Source organism: Halomonas sp. BDJS001 (genome assembly GCF_026104355.1).
Lineage (GTDB): Bacteria > Pseudomonadota > Gammaproteobacteria > Pseudomonadales > Halomonadaceae > Vreelandella.
Genome location: NZ_CP110535.1, coordinates 388,343 through 405,521, shown reverse-complemented (window position 1 = coordinate 405,521; position 17,179 = coordinate 388,343). Strand labels below are relative to the sequence as shown.

Here is a 17,179-nt window from a genome sequence, read left to right as displayed (position 1 = left end):
CACGACCAGACCCCTTGGGTGTTATAGGGTCAAGCCTCACGGGCCATTAGTACACGTTAGCTCAACGCCTTGCAGCGCTTCCACACCGTGCCTATCAACCAGCTGGTCTCGCTGGGCCCTTCAGGAGGATCAAACCTCAGGGATGTCTCATCTTGAAGGGGGCTTCCCGCTTAGATGCTTTCAGCGGTTATCCCGTCCGACCATAGCTACCCGGCAATGCCACTGGCGTGACAACCGGAACACCAGAGGGTCGTCCACTCCGGTCCTCTCGTACTAGGAGCAGCCCTTCTCAAACATCCAACGCCCACGGCAGATAGGGACCGAACTGTCTCACGACGTTCTAAACCCAGCTCGCGTACCACTTTAAATGGCGAACAGCCATACCCTTGGGACCGACTTCAGCCCCAGGATGTGATGAGCCGACATCGAGGTGCCAAACACCGCCGTCGATGTGAACTCTTGGGCGGTATCAGCCTGTTATCCCCGGAGTACCTTTTATCCGTTGAGCGATGGCCCTTCCATACAGAACCACCGGATCACTAGAACCTGCTTTCGCACCTGCTCGACGTGTCTGTCTCGCAGTCAAGCACCCTTATGCTCTTGCACTCATTGCACGATGTCCGACCGTGCTGAGGGTACCTTCGTGCTCCTCCGTTACTCTTTAGGAGGAGACCGCCCCAGTCAAACTACCCACCACACACTGTCCTCGATCCGGATAACGGACCTGAGTGAGAACGCCAATGATGCCAGGCTGGTATTTCAAGGTTGGCTCCGCCCGAACTGGCGTCCGGGTTTCTAAGCCTCCCAGCTATCCTACACAGGCAACATCAGCGTCCAGTGTGAAGCTATAGTAAAGGTTCACGGGGTCTTTCCGTCTAGCCGCGGGTACACCGCATCTTCACGGCGATTTCAATTTCACTGAGTCTCGGGTGGAGACAGCGTGGCCATCATTACGCCATTCGTGCAGGTCGGAACTTACCCGACAAGGAATTTCGCTACCTTAGGACCGTTATAGTTACGGCCGCCGTTTACCGGGGCTTCAATCAAGAGCTTCGCCTTGCGGCTAACACCATCATTTAACCTTCCGGCACCGGGCAGGCGTCACACCCTATACGTCCGCTTGCGCGTTAGCAGAGTGCTGTGTTTTTAATAAACAGTTGCAGCCACCTGGTATCTTCGACCGGTTCGGGCTAGGAGAGCAAGTCTCTTCACCCTACGCCGGCGTGCCTTCTCCCGAAGTTACGGCACCATTTTGCCTAGTTCCTTCACCCGAGTTCTCTCAAGCGCCTTGGGATTCTCACCCTGACCACCTGTGTCGGTTTGGGGTACGGTCGCACATGATCTGAAGCTTAGAGGCTTTTCCTGGAAGCGTGGCATCAGTGACTTCCTGACCGTGGTCAGTTCATCTCGTGTCTCGGCCTTAAAGGATCCCGGATTTACCTAAGATCCCAGCCTACTCACTTTCACCAGGACTACCAACGCCTGGCTCACCTAGCCTTCTTCGTCCCCCCATCGCAACCATGTCCGGTACGGGAATATTGACCCGTTTCCCATCGACTACGCCTTTCGGCCTCGCCTTAGGGGCCGACTCACTCTGCTCCGATTAGCGTCGAACAGAAACCCTTGGTCTTCCGGCGAGGGAGTTTTTCACTCCCTTTATCGTTACTCATGTCAGCATTCGCACTCGTGATACCTCCAGCAGACTTCTCAATCCACCTTCATCGGCTTACACGACGCTCCTCTACCGCTCATCCATAGGATGAACCCGTAGCTTCGGTACCTGGTTTAGCCCCGTTACATCTTCCGCGCAGGCCGACTCGACTAGTGAGCTATTACGCTTTCTTTAAAGGATGGCTGCTTCTAAGCCAACCTCCTAGCTGTCTGAGCCTTCCCACATCGTTTCCCACTTAACCAGGATTTCGGGACCTTAGCTGACGGTCTGGGTTGTTTCCCTTTTCACGACGGACGTTAGCACCCGCCGTGTGTCTCCCACGCGTTACTCACCGGTATTCGGAGTTTGCCTCGGGTTGGTAAGTCGGGATGACCCCCTAGCCGAAACAGTGCTCTACCCCCGGCGGTACTACGTGAGGCGCTACCTAAATAGCTTTCGAGGAGAACCAGCTATCTCCGAGCTTGATTAGCCTTTCACTCCGATCCACAAGTCATCCAAATCTTTTTCAACAGATCCTGGTTCGGGCCTCCAGTTGATGTTACTCAACCTTCACCCTGCTCATGGATAGATCGCTCGGTTTCGGGTCTATATCCAGCGACTGTGTCGCCCAGTTAAGACTCGGTTTCCCTACGGCTCCCCTATACGGTTAACCTCGCCACTGAATATAAGTCGCTGACCCATTATACAAAAGGTACGCCGTCACCCAACAAGTGGGCTCCGACTGCTTGTACGCACACGGTTTCAGGATCTATTTCACTCCCCTCTCCGGGGTTCTTTTCGCCTTTCCCTCACGGTACTGGTTCACTATCGGTCAGCCAGGAGTATTTAGCCTTGGAGGATGGTCCCCCCGTCTTCAGTCAAGGTTTCTCGTGCCCCGACCTACTCGATTTCACATGATCAGATTTTCGACTACGGGGCTATCACCCGCTACGGCCACGCTTCCCAGCGTGTTCGCCTAATCAGTCTCATGCTTAAGGGCTGGTCCCCGTTCGCTCGCCGCTACTGGGGGAATCTCGGTTGATTTCTTTTCCTCAGGGTACTTAGATGTTTCAGTTCCCCTGGTTCGCCTCGTACCCCTATGTATTCAGGGCACGATACTCATCTTATGATGAGTGGGTTTCCCCATTCAGAGATGTCCGGGTCACAGGTTGTTGCCACCTCACCGAACCTTATCGCAGGCTACCACGTCTTTCATCGCCTCTGGCTGCCTAGGCATCCACCGTGTGCGCTTCATTGCTTGACCCTATAACCCGAAGGAGTCTGGATGTCGCAATGATAACGTTCTATTTTGCCGGATACGCTTGAGACGTATCACAATTTAAGAAGCACACCTTACGGCGTGTTCTTGTCAGCATGATATACATTGTTAAAGAGCGACTGCTATACGCAGTGATAAGGCAACGCCGAAGACGTCTGGCTTATCACTGCGCATCAACAGCTATCTGATCAGGTAATTCATTGTGGACGCTTACTAACTGTGACGCATCGTTTAAGGAGGTGATCCAGCCGCAGGTTCCCCTACGGCTACCTTGTTACGACTTCACCCCAGTCATGAACCACACCGTGGTGATCGCCCTCTTGCGTTAGGCTAACCACTTCTGGTGCAGTCCACTCCCATGGTGTGACGGGCGGTGTGTACAAGGCCCGGGAACGTATTCACCGTGACATTCTGATTCACGATTACTAGCGATTCCGACTTCACGGAGTCGAGTTGCAGACTCCGATCCGGACTGAGACCGGCTTTAAGGGATTCGCTGACTCTCGCGAGCTCGCCGCCCTTTGTACCGGCCATTGTAGCACGTGTGTAGCCCTACCCGTAAGGGCCATGATGACTTGACGTCGTCCCCACCTTCCTCCGGTTTGTCACCGGCAGTCTCCTTAGAGTTCCCACCATTACGTGCTGGCAAATAAGGACAAGGGTTGCGCTCGTTACGGGACTTAACCCAACATTTCACAACACGAGCTGACGACAGCCATGCAGCACCTGTCTTACAGTTCCCGAAGGCACACCAGAATCTCTTCCGGCTTCTGTAGATGTCAAGGGTAGGTAAGGTTCTTCGCGTTGCATCGAATTAAACCACATGCTCCACCGCTTGTGCGGGCCCCCGTCAATTCATTTGAGTTTTAACCTTGCGGCCGTACTCCCCAGGCGGTCGACTTATCGCGTTAACTTCGCCACAAAGTGCTCTAGGCACCCAACGGCTGGTCGACATCGTTTACGGCGTGGACTACCAGGGTATCTAATCCTGTTTGCTACCCACGCTTTCGCACCTCAGTGTCAGTGTCAGTCCAGAAGGCCGCCTTCGCCACTGGTATTCCTCCCGATCTCTACGCATTTCACCGCTACACCGGGAATTCTACCTTCCTCTCCTGCACTCTAGCCTGACAGTTCCGGATGCCGTTCCCAGGTTGAGCCCGGGGCTTTCACAACCGGCTTATCAAGCCACCTACGCGCGCTTTACGCCCAGTAATTCCGATTAACGCTTGCACCCTCCGTATTACCGCGGCTGCTGGCACGGAGTTAGCCGGTGCTTCTTCTGCGAGTGATGTCTTTCCTAATGGGTATTAACCACTAGGCGTTCTTCCTCGCTGAAAGTGCTTTACAACCCGAGGGCCTTCTTCACACACGCGGCATGGCTGGATCAGGGTTCCCCCCATTGTCCAATATTCCCCACTGCTGCCTCCCGTAGGAGTTCGGGCCGTGTCTCAGTCCCGATGTGGCTGATCATCCTCTCAGACCAGCTACGGATCGTTGCCTTGGTAAGCCATTACCTTACCAACTAGCTAATCCGACATAGGCTCATCCAATAGCGGGAGCCGAAGCCCCCTTTCTCCCGTAGGACGTATGCGGTATTAGCCTGGGTTTCCCCAGGTTATCCCCCACTACCGGGCAGATTCCTATGCATTACTCACCCGTCCGCCGCTCGTCAGCGGGTAGCAAGCTACCCCTGTTACCGCTCGACTTGCATGTGTTAGGCCTGCCGCCAGCGTTCAATCTGAGCCATGATCAAACTCTTCAGTTTAAGATCTATGCGGCTCTTACCTGCCACCCGTAAGTGACAGAAGCGAACCAAACTTGGCTCAAGGTTCAAACGAATTCATTCAAAACAGATCCTAAAGGACGAATCCTTTAAAACCTTATTGCTTGAGTCGCTTGCCTTGATATTTGGTGATTTGTCACCAACATCAGCAAGCGCCCACATGAATTACCTGATCAAATTGTTAAAGAGCTGTTTCGCTGTCACGATCACTTTGAAAGTGATCTGGCCGCCGTTGAACTGGCTTGCCTCAGCGAGGAAGGCGTATTCTACGCATTTCCTGGTGGTTGTCAATCGCTGTTTTTTAGCGACTGAGGCGAGCGATACAACTTGCTCTAACCTCCTGACAAACCAAGGCTTTTACACCTTATGCACCGCTGGCAACGCTTGGCGTCCCCGGCAGCGGATGCGTACTTTACGGATTCGCTGCCGGGTTGGCAAGGGCTTTTTGACAGAAAGTTCAAATAAGCGTCACACGGGCGTAACGTTTCTTACCCGCTTGGATAACATAGCTCTTACCTGTCGCCAGCATGGTGTCTTTGGCAACGACGTCGCCATCGACTTTGACCCGGCCATTACCCAACATGTCTTTGGCTTGGGCGCTGTTGTTCGCGAGCTCTGCTCGATTGAGCACTGCTGCAATCGGTGCTTGCTCACTGCCCTCAAAATCAACCGTGACTTCGGGCAGGTCTTCCGGCAGCTCGCCATCGGCCAACTGATTACCCGCCGACTTATGCGCATTGGCGGCCGCTTCGTCCCCGTGGTAACGGGCAATCAGCTCACGCGCCAGCTCCATTTTGATATCCCGCGGGTTCGCGCCCTGCTCAACGCTCTGCTTGAGCGCCTCAATCTCTTCATTCGATTTCAAAGAGAGCAGCTCAAAGTAGCGCCACATTAAGCTATCCGGCATGGATACCAGCTTGTTGAACATGGAACCCGGTGCTTCATCGACACCAATGTAGTTGCCTAGCGACTTCGACATCTTCTGCACGCCGTCCAGCCCTTCCAACAGCGGCATGGTGATGACCACCTGGGGCTCCTGGCCGAAGTGCTTTTGAATCTCCCGCCCCATCAGCAGGTTGAACTTCTGGTCGGTGCCGCCAAGCTCCACATCCGCTTCAAGGGCTACCGAGTCATAGCCTTGTACCAGTGGGTAGAGAAATTCGTGGATCGCAATGGATTGATTGGCTTTATAGCGCTTTTCAAAGTCATCCCGCTCCAGCATACGAGCGACGGTGCTTTGGGCAGCCAGCTCAATCATTTTGGCAGCGGAGAGCTCGCCAAACCATTCGGCGTTAAAGCGCACCTCGGTTTTCTCTGGGTCGAGAATTTTAAACACCTGCTCTTTATAGGTTTCGGCGTTAGCTTTCACGTCCTCTTCGGTGAGCGGTTTGCGCGTCACGTTTTTGCCGGTGGGGTCACCAATACGCCCGGTAAAGTCACCGATCAAAAAGATAACCGTGTGCCCCAAATCCTGAAACTGGCGCATTTTGGTCAGCAACACGCTGTGCCCCAGGTGCAAGTCAGGGGCCGTGGGATCAAAACCCGCTTTGATACGCAGTTTGCGGCCTGAAGCCAGCTTCTTTTTTAACTCATCCTCTACCAGGATTTCATGCGTACCCCGCGACAGCAGCGCTAAAGCCTGATCCACCTCACTCATTGCCTCTCTCCACTATAAAGAACCGCCCATACCGGGCTCAGGTGATAAATAACCGACGATGTTACCATGCTCGTTCGCCTTGGTTGAGCCTTGGTTTAGCGCTGACCCTGGTTTAGCCTCAGCCCCGCTTCGTACGAGTTCGCTTATGAAAACGCCTATCGCTTCGCCGCTTTACTATATTGGCCTGATGTCCGGCACTAGCCTGGACGGTATTGATGCGGCACTTATCGCTATCGAAAATGGCTCGCCGCCGCGTTTATTGGCCACCCATGCCGAACCCATGCCAGATGAGCTACATCGCCTGCTGCTCACACTGTGTCATGCGGAGCAGGTGAGCTTTGCCCAGCTCGCAGCAGCGGAGCACGCGTTCTGCCAATGCCAGGCCCAAGCCGTGCAGCACTTATTAGCGCCCCTTTCAGTGGGTATAGAACAGATCAGCGCCATCGGCAGTCACGGCCAAACCATTGAACACGCTCCCGCAGGCCACAACGGTGGGCCGGCGTATACGCTTCAGTTGGATAATCCAAGCCTGCTGGCAGAAATTACCGGCTGCACGGTGGTCGCCGATTTTCGTCGCCGCGACTTAGCCGCTGGGGGTCAAGCGGCACCGCTGGCACCGGCGTTTCATCAGGCGCTATTTGGGCGAGCAAACGCGCATCAGTTGGTGCTTAATTTAGGCGGCTTTGCCAATCTCACCTGGCTCTCTAGCCAGCCGACCGATCCAGTGATCGGTTTTGATACCGGGCCCGCAAATGTATTGCTGGATGGCTGGTTTGCCCTGCACCAGGGGGGTCGCTTTGACCGAAACGGCGATTGGGCCGCGAGCGGAGAAGTAGACCAGGAGCTGTTGGCTCGATTGTTATCCGAACCTTTTTTCCAGCAGCCGCCGCCAAGAAGTACGGGACGAGAGCTATTTCATATGGATTGGCTACAAAAATATCTCAGCGGTCAGGAAGCCGCCGCCGACGTGCAGGCGACGTTGGCTGAACTTACGGCGGTCAGTGTCGCGCAGGGGATTGAACAACTGAGGATCGATAACGGCCCGCTCACGCTGATCACCGCTGGCGGCGGTGCCCACAACGGTTATTTAATGCAGCGGCTTGCCTATCATCTCCCGCATGCAACGTTCACTTCCCCAGCGGCCTACGGCTGGCCTGAAGACTGGATTGAGGCGGGGGCTTTCGCCTGGCTGGCTCATCAGCGCTTGAACCACCTGCCAGGCAACTTACCTTCGGTCACCGGCGCAGCAGGCCCACGAGTGCTTGGCGGCATTTACGCTTGCTAAGCGATGAGTTTGCGCTGGCGACTAATTTCTTGAGCAGCGGCCGCTCATCTCTCAATGTCATCTTTCAATGCCAAGGTGCCCTTCGCGCTCATTTGCGCTTCTTGCAAACTCACCACGCCCTCTTTCACTAGCCGAGTGAGCGCGGCATCCAGGGTTTGCATACCCAGGCTGCCGCCGGTTTGAATGGCAGAGTACATCTGCGCCACTTTGTCTTCGCGGATCAAGTTGCGCACTGCAGAAGTGGCAATGAGGATTTCGTGGGCCGCTACGCGCCCGCCGCCCTGACGTTTAAGCAACGATTGCGACACCACTGCCTGGAGCGATTCCGACAGCATCGAGCGCACCATTGCTTTCTCTTCGCCGGGAAAAACATCAATGATCCGATCGATTGTCTTGGCGGCAGAGGTGGTATGCAGCGTTCCCAGCACCAGGTGGCCGGTTTCAGCCGCGGTCAGCGCTAAACGAATGGTTTCCAGATCGCGCAGTTCTCCGACCAGAATCACATCCGGGTCTTCACGCAGCGCGCTACGCAACGCATCGGCAAAGCTATGGGTGTCGCGATGCACTTCGCGTTGGTTAATCAAACAGCGCTTGCTGGCGTGGACAAACTCGACGGGGTCTTCAATGGTGAGTATATGTTCGTAACGATGATCGTTAATGTAATCGATCATCGCGGCCAGCGTCGTGCTCTTACCCGACCCCGTTGGCCCAGTCACCAGCACCAGGCCCCGCGGCAACATCGCCAGACGCTCGAACACCTCACCGAGCCCCAGGGCTTGCATGGAAAGCACTTGATTGGGAATGGTACGAAATACCGCCCCCGCCCCGCGGGCCTGGGTGAACGCATTAACACGAAAGCGCGCTACCCCAACGATTTCAAAGGAAAAATCAATTTCCAGGTGCTCTCCGTAGTCGCGCCGCTGTCGATCATTCATGATGTCGTAGATCAATTTGCGCACTTCATTATTATCGATAGCGGGCACATTGAGCCGACGAATGTCGCCATCAACACGTATCATGGGTGGCAAACCGGCCGAAAGGTGCAAGTCAGAGGCATTCTGCTTTGCCGAGAATGCTAGCAGTTCGGTAATATCCATCTCTCTTCCCAGCTGCGGTAAGGTGCTTGAGTATGACAGACATCGCGCTTAACGAGTCACTCGACTCTTCATACGCTCAGGCGCTTAAACGCCTGCGTGATGCATTAGAAGACGCGGGGCGTGCCCAGGACGCCGCCAAGCTACTGGCGGTCAGCAAAACCAAGCCAGCGGCGATGATTCGTCAGGCCTGGCAGTTGGGTCAGCGTGAATTTGGTGAAAACTATTTGCAAGAAGCGCTGGAAAAGCAGACCGAGCTTACTGACCTTGACGGCATTGTATGGCATTTCATTGGGCCGCTGCAGTCCAACAAAACCCGCTCGGTTGCCGAACACTTTGACTGGGTGCACAGCGTCGACCGGCTAAAAATTGCCAAGCGCCTGAGCGAACAGCGCCCAGCGCACCTTGCACCGCTCAATATCTGCCTCCAGGTTAATATCAGCCGCGAAGAGAGCAAAGCCGGTGTGCTGCCCGAGGCGTTAAAGGAATTGGCCAAAGAAGTGGCCACGCTGCCGAATTTGCACCTGCGCGGTTTGATGGCGATCCCCGCACCGGCAAAGGATATCAGCGCCCAGCGCCAGCCATTGGCTGCACTTCGCGAGGCATTCACCGCCTTACAAAGCAGCTTGCCAGACGCGCCCCTTGATACGCTCTCGATGGGCATGAGCGACGATTTAGAAGCGGCGATACAGGAAGGCGCCACGCTGGTGCGTTTGGGCACCGCGATTTTCGGCGCTCGCCCATCAGCTTAGACGAAAAGTAGCCCGCTTTTTTACGTAGAACACTTTTACTAAAGGGACACCTACCATGGCGAATAAGATTACCTTCATTGGGGCCGGCAATATGGCCAGCGCCATTATCGGCGGCCTAATCGACAGCGGCGTCGAGCCCGCTACGATTACCGCCACCGCACCGAATGACGACGAACTGGCAGCGATTAAACAACGCTTAGGCATCAATACCGACACCGACAACAACGCGGCGGTGGCTGAGGCCGATGTGGTGGTGCTCGCGGTGAAGCCACAAATCATGCGCAACGTATGCGAAGCGCTGCGCGACAGCATTCAGCAACAGCAGCCGTTGGTGATCTCGATTGCGGCAGGCCTTTATGCTGACACTATCGACCAGTGGCTGGGTGGTCATAATGCCATGGTTCGCTGCATGCCTAATACACCTTCGCTGGTCGGTTATGGCGCCAGCGGCCTCTATGCCAATGCGAAGGTTAGCGATGCCCAGCGCGAGATCGCCACCCAGCTTATGGAGGCAGTAGGTATTGTCGAGTGGGTGGAAGAGGAAGCCCTGTTAGACGCAGTGACCGCTGTTTCTGGTAGCGCCCCGGCCTACTTCTTTCTGATGTTTGAAGCCATGGAGGAAGCCGCGGTTAAACTCGGCCTACCTGCCGCCACTGCGCGCCGCCTGGCGATTCAAACCGCGCTGGGTGCCGCCACGATGGCGCAGCAGAGCGATAAAGACCCGGCCACGCTGAAACAGAACGTTATGTCGCCGGGCGGCACCACCGAACGTGCTATCCACCATATGGAAGAGGCACAACTGCGCACCATCATTGCCGACGCCATGCAGGCCTGCGCAGACCGCGCCCAGGCAATGGCCAAGGAATTGAGCGGCAGCTAAACACAGCCATTCGGCGAGCACAGCCGTTAAGCGACGAATCATCAAGGAGACATAATAATGGGCAATGAATTGGGCAGTGCAGGGTTAATGCTGGTAAATACCCTCATCAATATTTACCTTTTTTTACTCATGCTACGCTTTCTGCTACAGGCGTCGCGGGCAGATTACTACAACCCGTTAAGCCAATCGGTGGTCAAGATCACCCAACCGGTGGTGGGTCTGTTTCAAGGCTTTTTAGGCCCCGTTGCGGGTCGCTTCGACCTCGCTACGTTAGCGGCAGGCTTTGTGTTAAAAGTAGTCAGCATCATCGCCATCTTTATGGTCATTGGCGTGGGCATGCCCCCCATTGCCGGGTTGATGATTGCCGGTGTAGCGGCCCTGGCGAATGCAATTTTAAAAATCTACTTCTTCGCCATGATTGTGATGATCATCTTAAGCTGGGTAGCGCCCAACGCCAGCCACCCAGGCGCGCTGCTGGTGATGCAGCTGGTGGAGCCCATTATGGCGCCGGTACGCAAAGTGATCCCCCCGCTGGGCATGATTGATCTCTCGCCTATCGTGGTGTTTATCGCCATTAATCTGGTCGATAGCTTGGTGGTCGGCGCACTGATTCGTGCGGCGGGCATTTCCGGGGCACTGGTCGGGCTCTGATCACGGCTGTCTGCCAGCTCTTTGTGCAATGGATCGCTTCGGCTTGATTCATTTAGACGTACTTTTTAGCAGGACTCGCGCCTTCAATGCCTGATTCAGATACGCATGCGTTTGCAGATCGACCGGCGGGTTCCGTCGGCCTGGTCACTCCGCACGTGGCACGCTTCGACACGCCGCTCGCCCTCGCCTGCGGCAAAGTGCTGCCCGCCTACGAGCTGATTTACGAAACCTACGGCACACTTAACGCTGATCGCACCAACGCGGTGCTGATTTGCCATGCCCTCTCAGGCCACCACCACGCCGCGGGTTATCACAGCGAAGAGGATCGCAAGCCCGGTTGGTGGGATGCCCATATTGGCCCTGGTAAAGCAATCGACACCAACCGCTTTTTTGTGGTTTCGCTCAATAACCTGGGCGGCTGCCATGGCAGCACCGGGCCGGTCAGCCATAACCCCGAAACCGGTCGCCAGTGGGGGCCTGAATTCCCCATGGTCACGGTGAGCGATTGGGTGGCCAGCCAGGCACGGCTTGCCGACCACCTGGGGATTGAGCGCTGGGCCGCCGCGGTGGGCGGCAGCCTGGGCGGCATGCAGGTCATGCAGTGGACAATGACTTACCCAGAGCGGGTGGCCAACGCCGTAGTCATTGCTGCCACGCCGCGGCTCTCGGCGCAAAATATCGCTTTTAACGAGGTGGCTCGCCAAGCGATTCGCTCTGACCCGGAGTTCTTTGACGGCTGGTACGCTGAGCACGACACCGTGCCCAAGCGCGGGCTAAAGCTAGCGCGCATGGTGGGGCATATTACCTACCTCTCGGAAGACGCCATGGGCAGCAAGTTTGGCCGCGACCTGCGCAGCGACGACCTTAACTTCGGTTTCGACGTTGAGTTTCAGGTGGAGTCCTACCTGCGCTATCAGGGCGACACCTTCTCCACCGCCTTTGACGCCAATACCTACCTGCTGATGACCAAGGCACTGGACTACTTTGATCCTTCCGCCACCCAGGGGGGCGACTTAGCCAAAGCCCTGGCCCCCGCGCAGTGCCCGTTTTTGATTGTCAGCTTTACCACCGACTGGCGGTTTCCGCCCTCCCGCTCCAGGGAACTGGTCGATGCGCTTACCCGGGCAGGCAAGTCAGTCAGTTATGCCAACATCGAATCACCCCATGGGCACGATGCTTTTTTACTTTCAGCACCGCGCTACGACGCCATCTTCAGCGCCTTTATGACCCGCGCTGCTCGGGAGCTAAAGCTCGCTGAAGCGGGCGATGACCAAGCGGGCAACGTGGGAACGAGCTCAGAGGAGACGCCATGATGCGCGCCGATCTAGAATTGATATACGACTGGGTACCCGAAGGCGCCCACGTGCTCGACCTCGCCTGTGGCGACGGCGAACTGCTGGAAACACTGGCGAATAATAAGAACGTAACCGGCTATGGCTTAGAGATCGACCATGACGGTATTAATGCCTGCGTGGCCCGTGGCGTCAGCGTAATTGAGCATAACCTGGATGACGGCTTAAGCAGCTTTTGCGATAACAGCTATGACCAAGTGATCATGACTCAGGCGCTGCAAGCGCTGCGCCGCCCGGACAAGATGCTCGATGAAATGCTGCGCGTCGCCGAAGAGGGGATTATCACTTTCCCTAACTTCGCCTACTGGCGCCACCGTGTGCACTTGGGCCTGCGCGGCTATATGCCGGTCTCCAAATCGCTGCCTCACGCCTGGTATGACACGCCCAACATCCACCTGTCTACATTTAATGACTTTGAGCATCTATGCCGGAAAAAGGGCTTGGTGATTGTTGATCGTGCGGTGGGCGTGGGAGATCATCAAGGTCACTGGAAATCGCGGCTATGGCCCAACCTGTTTGGTGAAATTGCCATTTTCCGCGTTCGCCGGCGCTAGACGTCAACACTCCATTGATAGGTCATCCAAGGAGCCTCACCATGTTACGCAGATTAATGATCGGTGCCGCCCTTGTCGGCACGCTGTTCGCCGCCGCTGGGGCCCACGCGGAGCAGTTCGTCAGCGTGGGCGATTACGAGATTCACTACAGCGCGGTGAACAGCAGTTTTTTGACCCCAGAGGTGGCCCAGGCGAACAACCTCCAGCGCAGCGCTAACCGCGGCCTGGTCAATGTAAGCGTTCGCGAACGTCAGGACGATGGCACTACCCGTCCCGTTAACGCCAGCGTCCAGGGTCACGTTAGCGGCTTGACGGGTACCCAAGAGTCGCTCAGCTTTCGCACCGTGCACGACGGTGATGCCACCTACCATCTAGCGCCGTTTACCCTGCGCGACGATGAGAACATGCACTTTGAGCTAAGCGTGCGCTACGACCGCAACGCCGCCCCCGAGCCGGTGAATTTTATTCAGCGTTTTTATATTGATCGCTAGGCACTACTGTATAGCTCTCGACATGCCGTGGGCAGATTGTCGCAAGGGCGCTGTAAACCCATCCTTGGGCGCTACTTTCGCCATCTGATCGCCATGGATGGCGTGAATGCCGGAATTGAAGGGAATAGTTTCCGGCCATGGCGAAAGACCCTTGCTTACAACTACCCACGGCCTCTGGTTAAATTCCAACGCAGACAAACTATCTACAGTCGCACAGGCAGGTGGCGGGTTAACCCTACGCCGATGGGGCGCCCCTGCTTCCGCTCCACGTCAATGCCATAGGCCAGCACTTCCACCCCGCAGGCAGCGGCCTCCGCCAGGGCTGCCGAGTAAGTGGCATCAATATGCGCAGCGGCGGCCACGTCAGCAATACCTTCGTGGGCGACACAAAACAGCAGCACTGCCCGTTCACCCTGCTCTGCCAACACACGCAGCGAATGCAGATGCTTGGTGCCGCGCACGCTTACCGAGTCCGGAAAGTAGCCGTGGCCGTCCGGCTCTTTGAGGGTGACCTGCTTCACCTCGATATACGCCCGTCCTCGCTCTGGATCGTCCAGCCTAAAATCGAGCCGGGCATCGGCCACTTTCACCTCTCGACGCAGCGTGGCGTAGCCTGCCAAGGGCGCTAACTCACCCGCCTCCAACGCCGCCTCCACAATGCGGTTAGCGCGGCCGGTATGCACCGAGGCGAGCGCCAACTGTCCATCGGCTTGGGGTAGCTCGATAAACTCCCACGTCCAGGCAAGCTTGCGTTTAGGGTTGTCACTGGGCGACAGCCACACGCGGCACCCCGGCACGTTCACCGCCTTCATGGAACCGGTATTCGGGCAGTGGGCCACCACCTCGCGGCCATCGTCTAAACGAATATCGGCTAGAAAGCGTTTGTAACGTTTGAGTAGCGTGCCTGGCACAAGCTCGGGGTAGCTGAGCATCACAGCCTGCCCACAAAGCGGGCAATCCGCGCTACCGCCTCTTCCAGGCGGGCAACGTCATTGGTAAACGCAATGCGCACATGGTGCTCACCGCCACGTACGGCAAAATCAATACCTGGGGTAATCGCCACGTTCTCCTCCTGCAATAAGCGATCGCAAAAGGCCTGGCTGTCGCGGCTATAGCGGGAGATATCCAGCCACAGATAGAACGCGCCCTGGGGTGGTAGATCCGGCGCCAGCCCCAAGCCTGCCAGCCCCTCCAGCAGCACCTGGCGGCGCTCTTTTAGGGTTTCACGGCGCTGTTCAAGAATATCCCGACACTCGGGCGTAAACGCCGCCAGGGCGGCATGCTGCGACGGCGTCGCCGCGGCCAGAAACATGTTCTGCGCCAGCCGCGTTAATGGCTCCACCGCATGCTCCGGCGCCACCAGCCAACCCAGGCGCCAGCCGGTCATGCCAAAATATTTGGAGAAACTGTTGACCACAAAGGCGTTGGCTGAGAGCGAGGTCGCCGACAGCGGTGACTCGTCGTAGTTAAGGCCCTGATAAATCTCATCGACGATCACCTCGCCTTCGCGCTCAGCGACCGCTGCCAGTACTGCAGAGAGCTGTTGCGCGCTCAACGTGTGGCCGGTGGGGTTAGAGGGCGACGCCAACATCGCCAGACGAGTATCCTCACGCCAGTGCTGGGCGACCAGTGCAGCGTCCAACTGCCAGCCGCTCTCACGACCCACGGACACCGCATCAATCTCGGCGCCCGCCAGGGCCATAAAGTGCCGGTTACAGGGGTAGTTGGGGTCAGCCATTAACACCCGTGAGCCACTTTCGACGAGTAGTTGGCTAGCCAGCAGCAGTGCGCCCGACGCGCCGGGCGTTACCAAAATGCGCGCCGGATCAACCGTAGCGTTAAAATGCTCGGCGTAATGCCCGGCGATCGCCTCGCGCAGCGCAGGGAGCCCAGCCGCTGGGGTGTAGCGGGTATGGCCACTGGTCAACGCCTGCTGCCCGGCCGCGATAATCGGCTCGGGGGTAGCAAAATCCGGCTCGCCCACTTCCAGATGAATCACATCGTGCCCGGCCGCTTCCCGTGCCTGGGCCATTTCCAGCAAATGCATGACCCGAAAAGGGGCAACGTGATCGACACGCGAATTCCAGGCCATAACGGCTCCTTCATCAATTCATTTTTAAAACGGGGTAAATATTGAAAAACTAACTAAAACATGGCGCTAGTCATATTCAAGGCCAAACAATCGTCGAAAGCTCACCATTATGCTTGCAACCCAGCCATTTTTCAGCTAAACAAGCATCCCTTTGGCGTGAGATCGTGACAATCGCTCATGGTCGATCAGTAGTCACATATGTAAGGGGCAGTCCCATGCCAGTAGCAGAAAAGAAACCGGAAGCGTCCAAGTCCTTCACCCCGTATGAGCCAGCGCCGGGTGAAGAGTATATGAACGAGCAGCAGCTAGCGCACTTCCGTCAGCTGCTGCTGGATTGGAAACAGGATCTCATGGAAGAGGTGGATCGTACCGTACGCCACCTGCAGGAAGATGCGAATAACTACGCCGACCCCGCCGACCGCGCCACCCAGGAAGAGGGCTTTAGCCTGGAACTGCGCACTCGGGATCGCGAGCGTAAGCTGCTCAAGAAAATTAACGAAACCATCGATAAAATCGATGATGATGACTACGGCTTCTGCGAAGCCTGCGGCGTTGAGATCGGCATTCGCCGTTTAGAAGCTCGCCCCACCGCCACCCTCTGCGTGGACTGCAAAACCTTGGCAGAACTCAAGGAGAAGCAGCTCGGCGGCTGAGCACTAACACAACGTTCTACTTGAACGCGGGCACCTTAGGGTGCCCGTTTTTGTTGGCAGCGCTTGCCTGAACCACCAAGGACGACGCTACAATGAACGACTCAATTGGCTACCGTGGCCGCTTTGCACCTACGCCCTCAGGCCCGCTGCACTTTGGCTCTTTGGTCGCCGCTTTAGGCAGCTACCTGGACGCCCGTGCGGCACAGGGGGAGTGGTTGGTACGCATTGAGGATATCGACCCGCCCCGCTGCCCCGATGGCGCGGCGAGCACGATCCTGCGTCAGTTGGAAACCTTTGGCCTGGAGTGGGATGGGAGTGTTGTGTGGCAGCACACCCGTGATGCGGCTTATCAAACTGCCTTAGACCAGCTGATCCAACTCGGTATTGCCTACCCCTGCAGTTGCTCCCGTAAGCAGTGGCAGGCGTTTGATATCTACCCCGGCTGGTGCCGCGATGGCGTTTACGACCCCACCAAACCAGTGGCCTGGCGGCTACGCAGCGACCTTGGCGAGCGCCCTATTCAATGGCAAGACCGGCTATTCGGCGCGCAGCAGTTTGACCCCGCTGAACTGGGCGATGTGGTATTAAAGCGCAAAGATAATCTATGGGCCTACCAGTTGGCCGTGGTAGTCGATGACGCCGAACAGCAAATTACCGATGTGGTGCGCGGGCTCGACCTGCTCGATAACACCCCCTGGCAGCGCCAGTTGCAGAGTGCGCTTGGGCTACCGCAACCACGCTACCTGCACTTACCACTGATCGTCACTGCTGAAGGTCAGAAGCTCTCGAAGCAGAACCTGGCCCCCGCCCTGGCAGAAGATGAGCGGGGAGTACGGCGGCAGCTCTTTCAGGCCCTGGCAGCACTTGACCAAGCACCGCCTCAGGCGCTTGCTGCTGAGTCCCCGGCGACTCAGCTACACTGGGCGGTAGACAACTGGTCACTTGAACAACTGCGCCCAGCGAAGCACCGTTCAATACCGCCCTCCTCATCAACAGGAGATTGAT

General features: G+C 56.7%; 13 protein-coding genes and 2 rRNA genes. 9 read left to right on the top strand and 6 right to left on the bottom strand.

The window, feature by feature from the left end; genetic code table 11:
* Positions 1-25: 25 nt before the first annotated feature.
* From OM794_RS02075 to tyrS, 3 genes are all read right to left on the bottom strand, one after another.
* Positions 26-2,915 (bottom strand): 23S ribosomal RNA (locus OM794_RS02075).
* A gap of 247 nt (positions 2,916-3,162) precedes the next feature.
* Positions 3,163-4,695, bottom strand: a 16S ribosomal RNA gene (locus OM794_RS02070).
* The 16S and 23S rRNA genes sit together here, the layout of an rRNA operon.
* Before the next feature lie 475 nt (positions 4,696-5,170).
* On the bottom strand, positions 5,171-6,370 hold the full coding sequence (gene tyrS / locus OM794_RS02065; RefSeq protein WP_226250362.1) for a tyrosine--tRNA ligase: 1,200 nt from the start codon (positions 6,368-6,370) through the stop codon (positions 5,171-5,173).
* Positions 6,371-6,515: 145 nt separating this feature from the next.
* On the opposite strand from tyrS, the gene OM794_RS02060 reads away from it, so the two are divergent.
* Positions 6,516-7,655, top strand: a complete 1,140-nt coding sequence (locus OM794_RS02060; protein WP_226250361.1) for an anhydro-N-acetylmuramic acid kinase — start codon at positions 6,516-6,518, stop codon at positions 7,653-7,655.
* A 44-nt stretch (positions 7,656-7,699) separates the two neighbouring features.
* Here OM794_RS02060 and OM794_RS02055 read toward each other — a convergent pair whose 3' ends face one another.
* Positions 7,700-8,752: a type IV pilus twitching motility protein PilT gene (locus OM794_RS02055; protein ID WP_226250360.1), complete on the bottom strand. Its 1,053-nt coding sequence runs from the start codon at positions 8,750-8,752 to the stop codon at positions 7,700-7,702.
* Positions 8,753-8,784: 32 nt separating this feature from the next.
* Between OM794_RS02055 and OM794_RS02050 the strand changes: the two genes are divergently transcribed.
* From OM794_RS02050 to OM794_RS02025, 6 genes are all read left to right on the top strand, one after another.
* A complete protein-coding gene (locus OM794_RS02050; protein ID WP_226250359.1) occupies positions 8,785-9,501 on the top strand; it encodes a YggS family pyridoxal phosphate-dependent enzyme in 717 nt (238 codons plus the stop codon).
* A 55-nt stretch (positions 9,502-9,556) separates the two neighbouring features.
* The gene (proC, locus tag OM794_RS02045; protein WP_226250358.1) at positions 9,557-10,381 is read left to right on the top strand and encodes a pyrroline-5-carboxylate reductase; all 825 of its coding nucleotides are present in this window, start codon (positions 9,557-9,559) and stop codon (positions 10,379-10,381) included.
* Between the two features lie 57 nt (positions 10,382-10,438).
* On the top strand, positions 10,439-11,032 hold the full coding sequence (locus OM794_RS02040) for a YggT family protein (RefSeq protein WP_088702216.1): 594 nt from the start codon (positions 10,439-10,441) through the stop codon (positions 11,030-11,032).
* An 86-nt stretch (positions 11,033-11,118) separates the two neighbouring features.
* Positions 11,119-12,345: a homoserine O-succinyltransferase MetX gene (gene metX / locus OM794_RS02035; protein ID WP_226250357.1), complete on the top strand. Its 1,227-nt coding sequence runs from the start codon at positions 11,119-11,121 to the stop codon at positions 12,343-12,345.
* Positions 12,345-12,938, top strand: coding sequence for a methionine biosynthesis protein MetW (gene metW / locus OM794_RS02030; RefSeq protein WP_226250368.1), 594 nt, complete (start codon positions 12,345-12,347; stop codon positions 12,936-12,938). The genes metX and metW overlap by 1 nt, the downstream gene beginning before the upstream one ends.
* 41 nt (positions 12,939-12,979) lie before the next feature.
* Positions 12,980-13,429 (top strand): DUF4426 domain-containing protein, encoded by a 450-nt coding sequence (locus tag OM794_RS02025; RefSeq protein WP_226250356.1) that lies wholly within the window; start codon positions 12,980-12,982, stop codon positions 13,427-13,429.
* A gap of 203 nt (positions 13,430-13,632) precedes the next feature.
* Here OM794_RS02025 and sfsA read toward each other — a convergent pair whose 3' ends face one another.
* Together sfsA and OM794_RS02015 are read right to left on the bottom strand one after the other, a co-directional pair.
* Positions 13,633-14,361 carry a DNA/RNA nuclease SfsA gene (gene sfsA, locus OM794_RS02020; protein ID WP_226250355.1) on the bottom strand — a complete coding sequence of 243 codons (729 nt, stop codon included), beginning with the start codon at positions 14,359-14,361 and terminating at the stop codon, positions 13,633-13,635.
* Entirely contained in the window at positions 14,361-15,521 is a 1,161-nt protein-coding gene (locus OM794_RS02015) for an aminotransferase class I/II-fold pyridoxal phosphate-dependent enzyme (protein ID WP_226250354.1), read from the bottom strand. Before OM794_RS02015 ends, sfsA begins: the two co-directional genes overlap by 1 nt.
* A gap of 215 nt (positions 15,522-15,736) precedes the next feature.
* Between OM794_RS02015 and dksA the strand changes: the two genes are divergently transcribed.
* Both dksA and gluQRS read left to right on the top strand, forming a co-directional pair.
* Complete coding sequence (dksA, locus tag OM794_RS02010; RefSeq protein WP_088702211.1) at positions 15,737-16,174, top strand: RNA polymerase-binding protein DksA; 438 nt, start codon at positions 15,737-15,739, stop codon at positions 16,172-16,174.
* Between the two features lie 92 nt (positions 16,175-16,266).
* Positions 16,267-17,178 carry a tRNA glutamyl-Q(34) synthetase GluQRS gene (gluQRS, locus tag OM794_RS02005; protein WP_226250353.1) on the top strand — a complete coding sequence of 304 codons (912 nt, stop codon included), beginning with the start codon at positions 16,267-16,269 and terminating at the stop codon, positions 17,176-17,178.
* The last annotated feature ends 1 nt before the right edge of the window (position 17,179 follow it).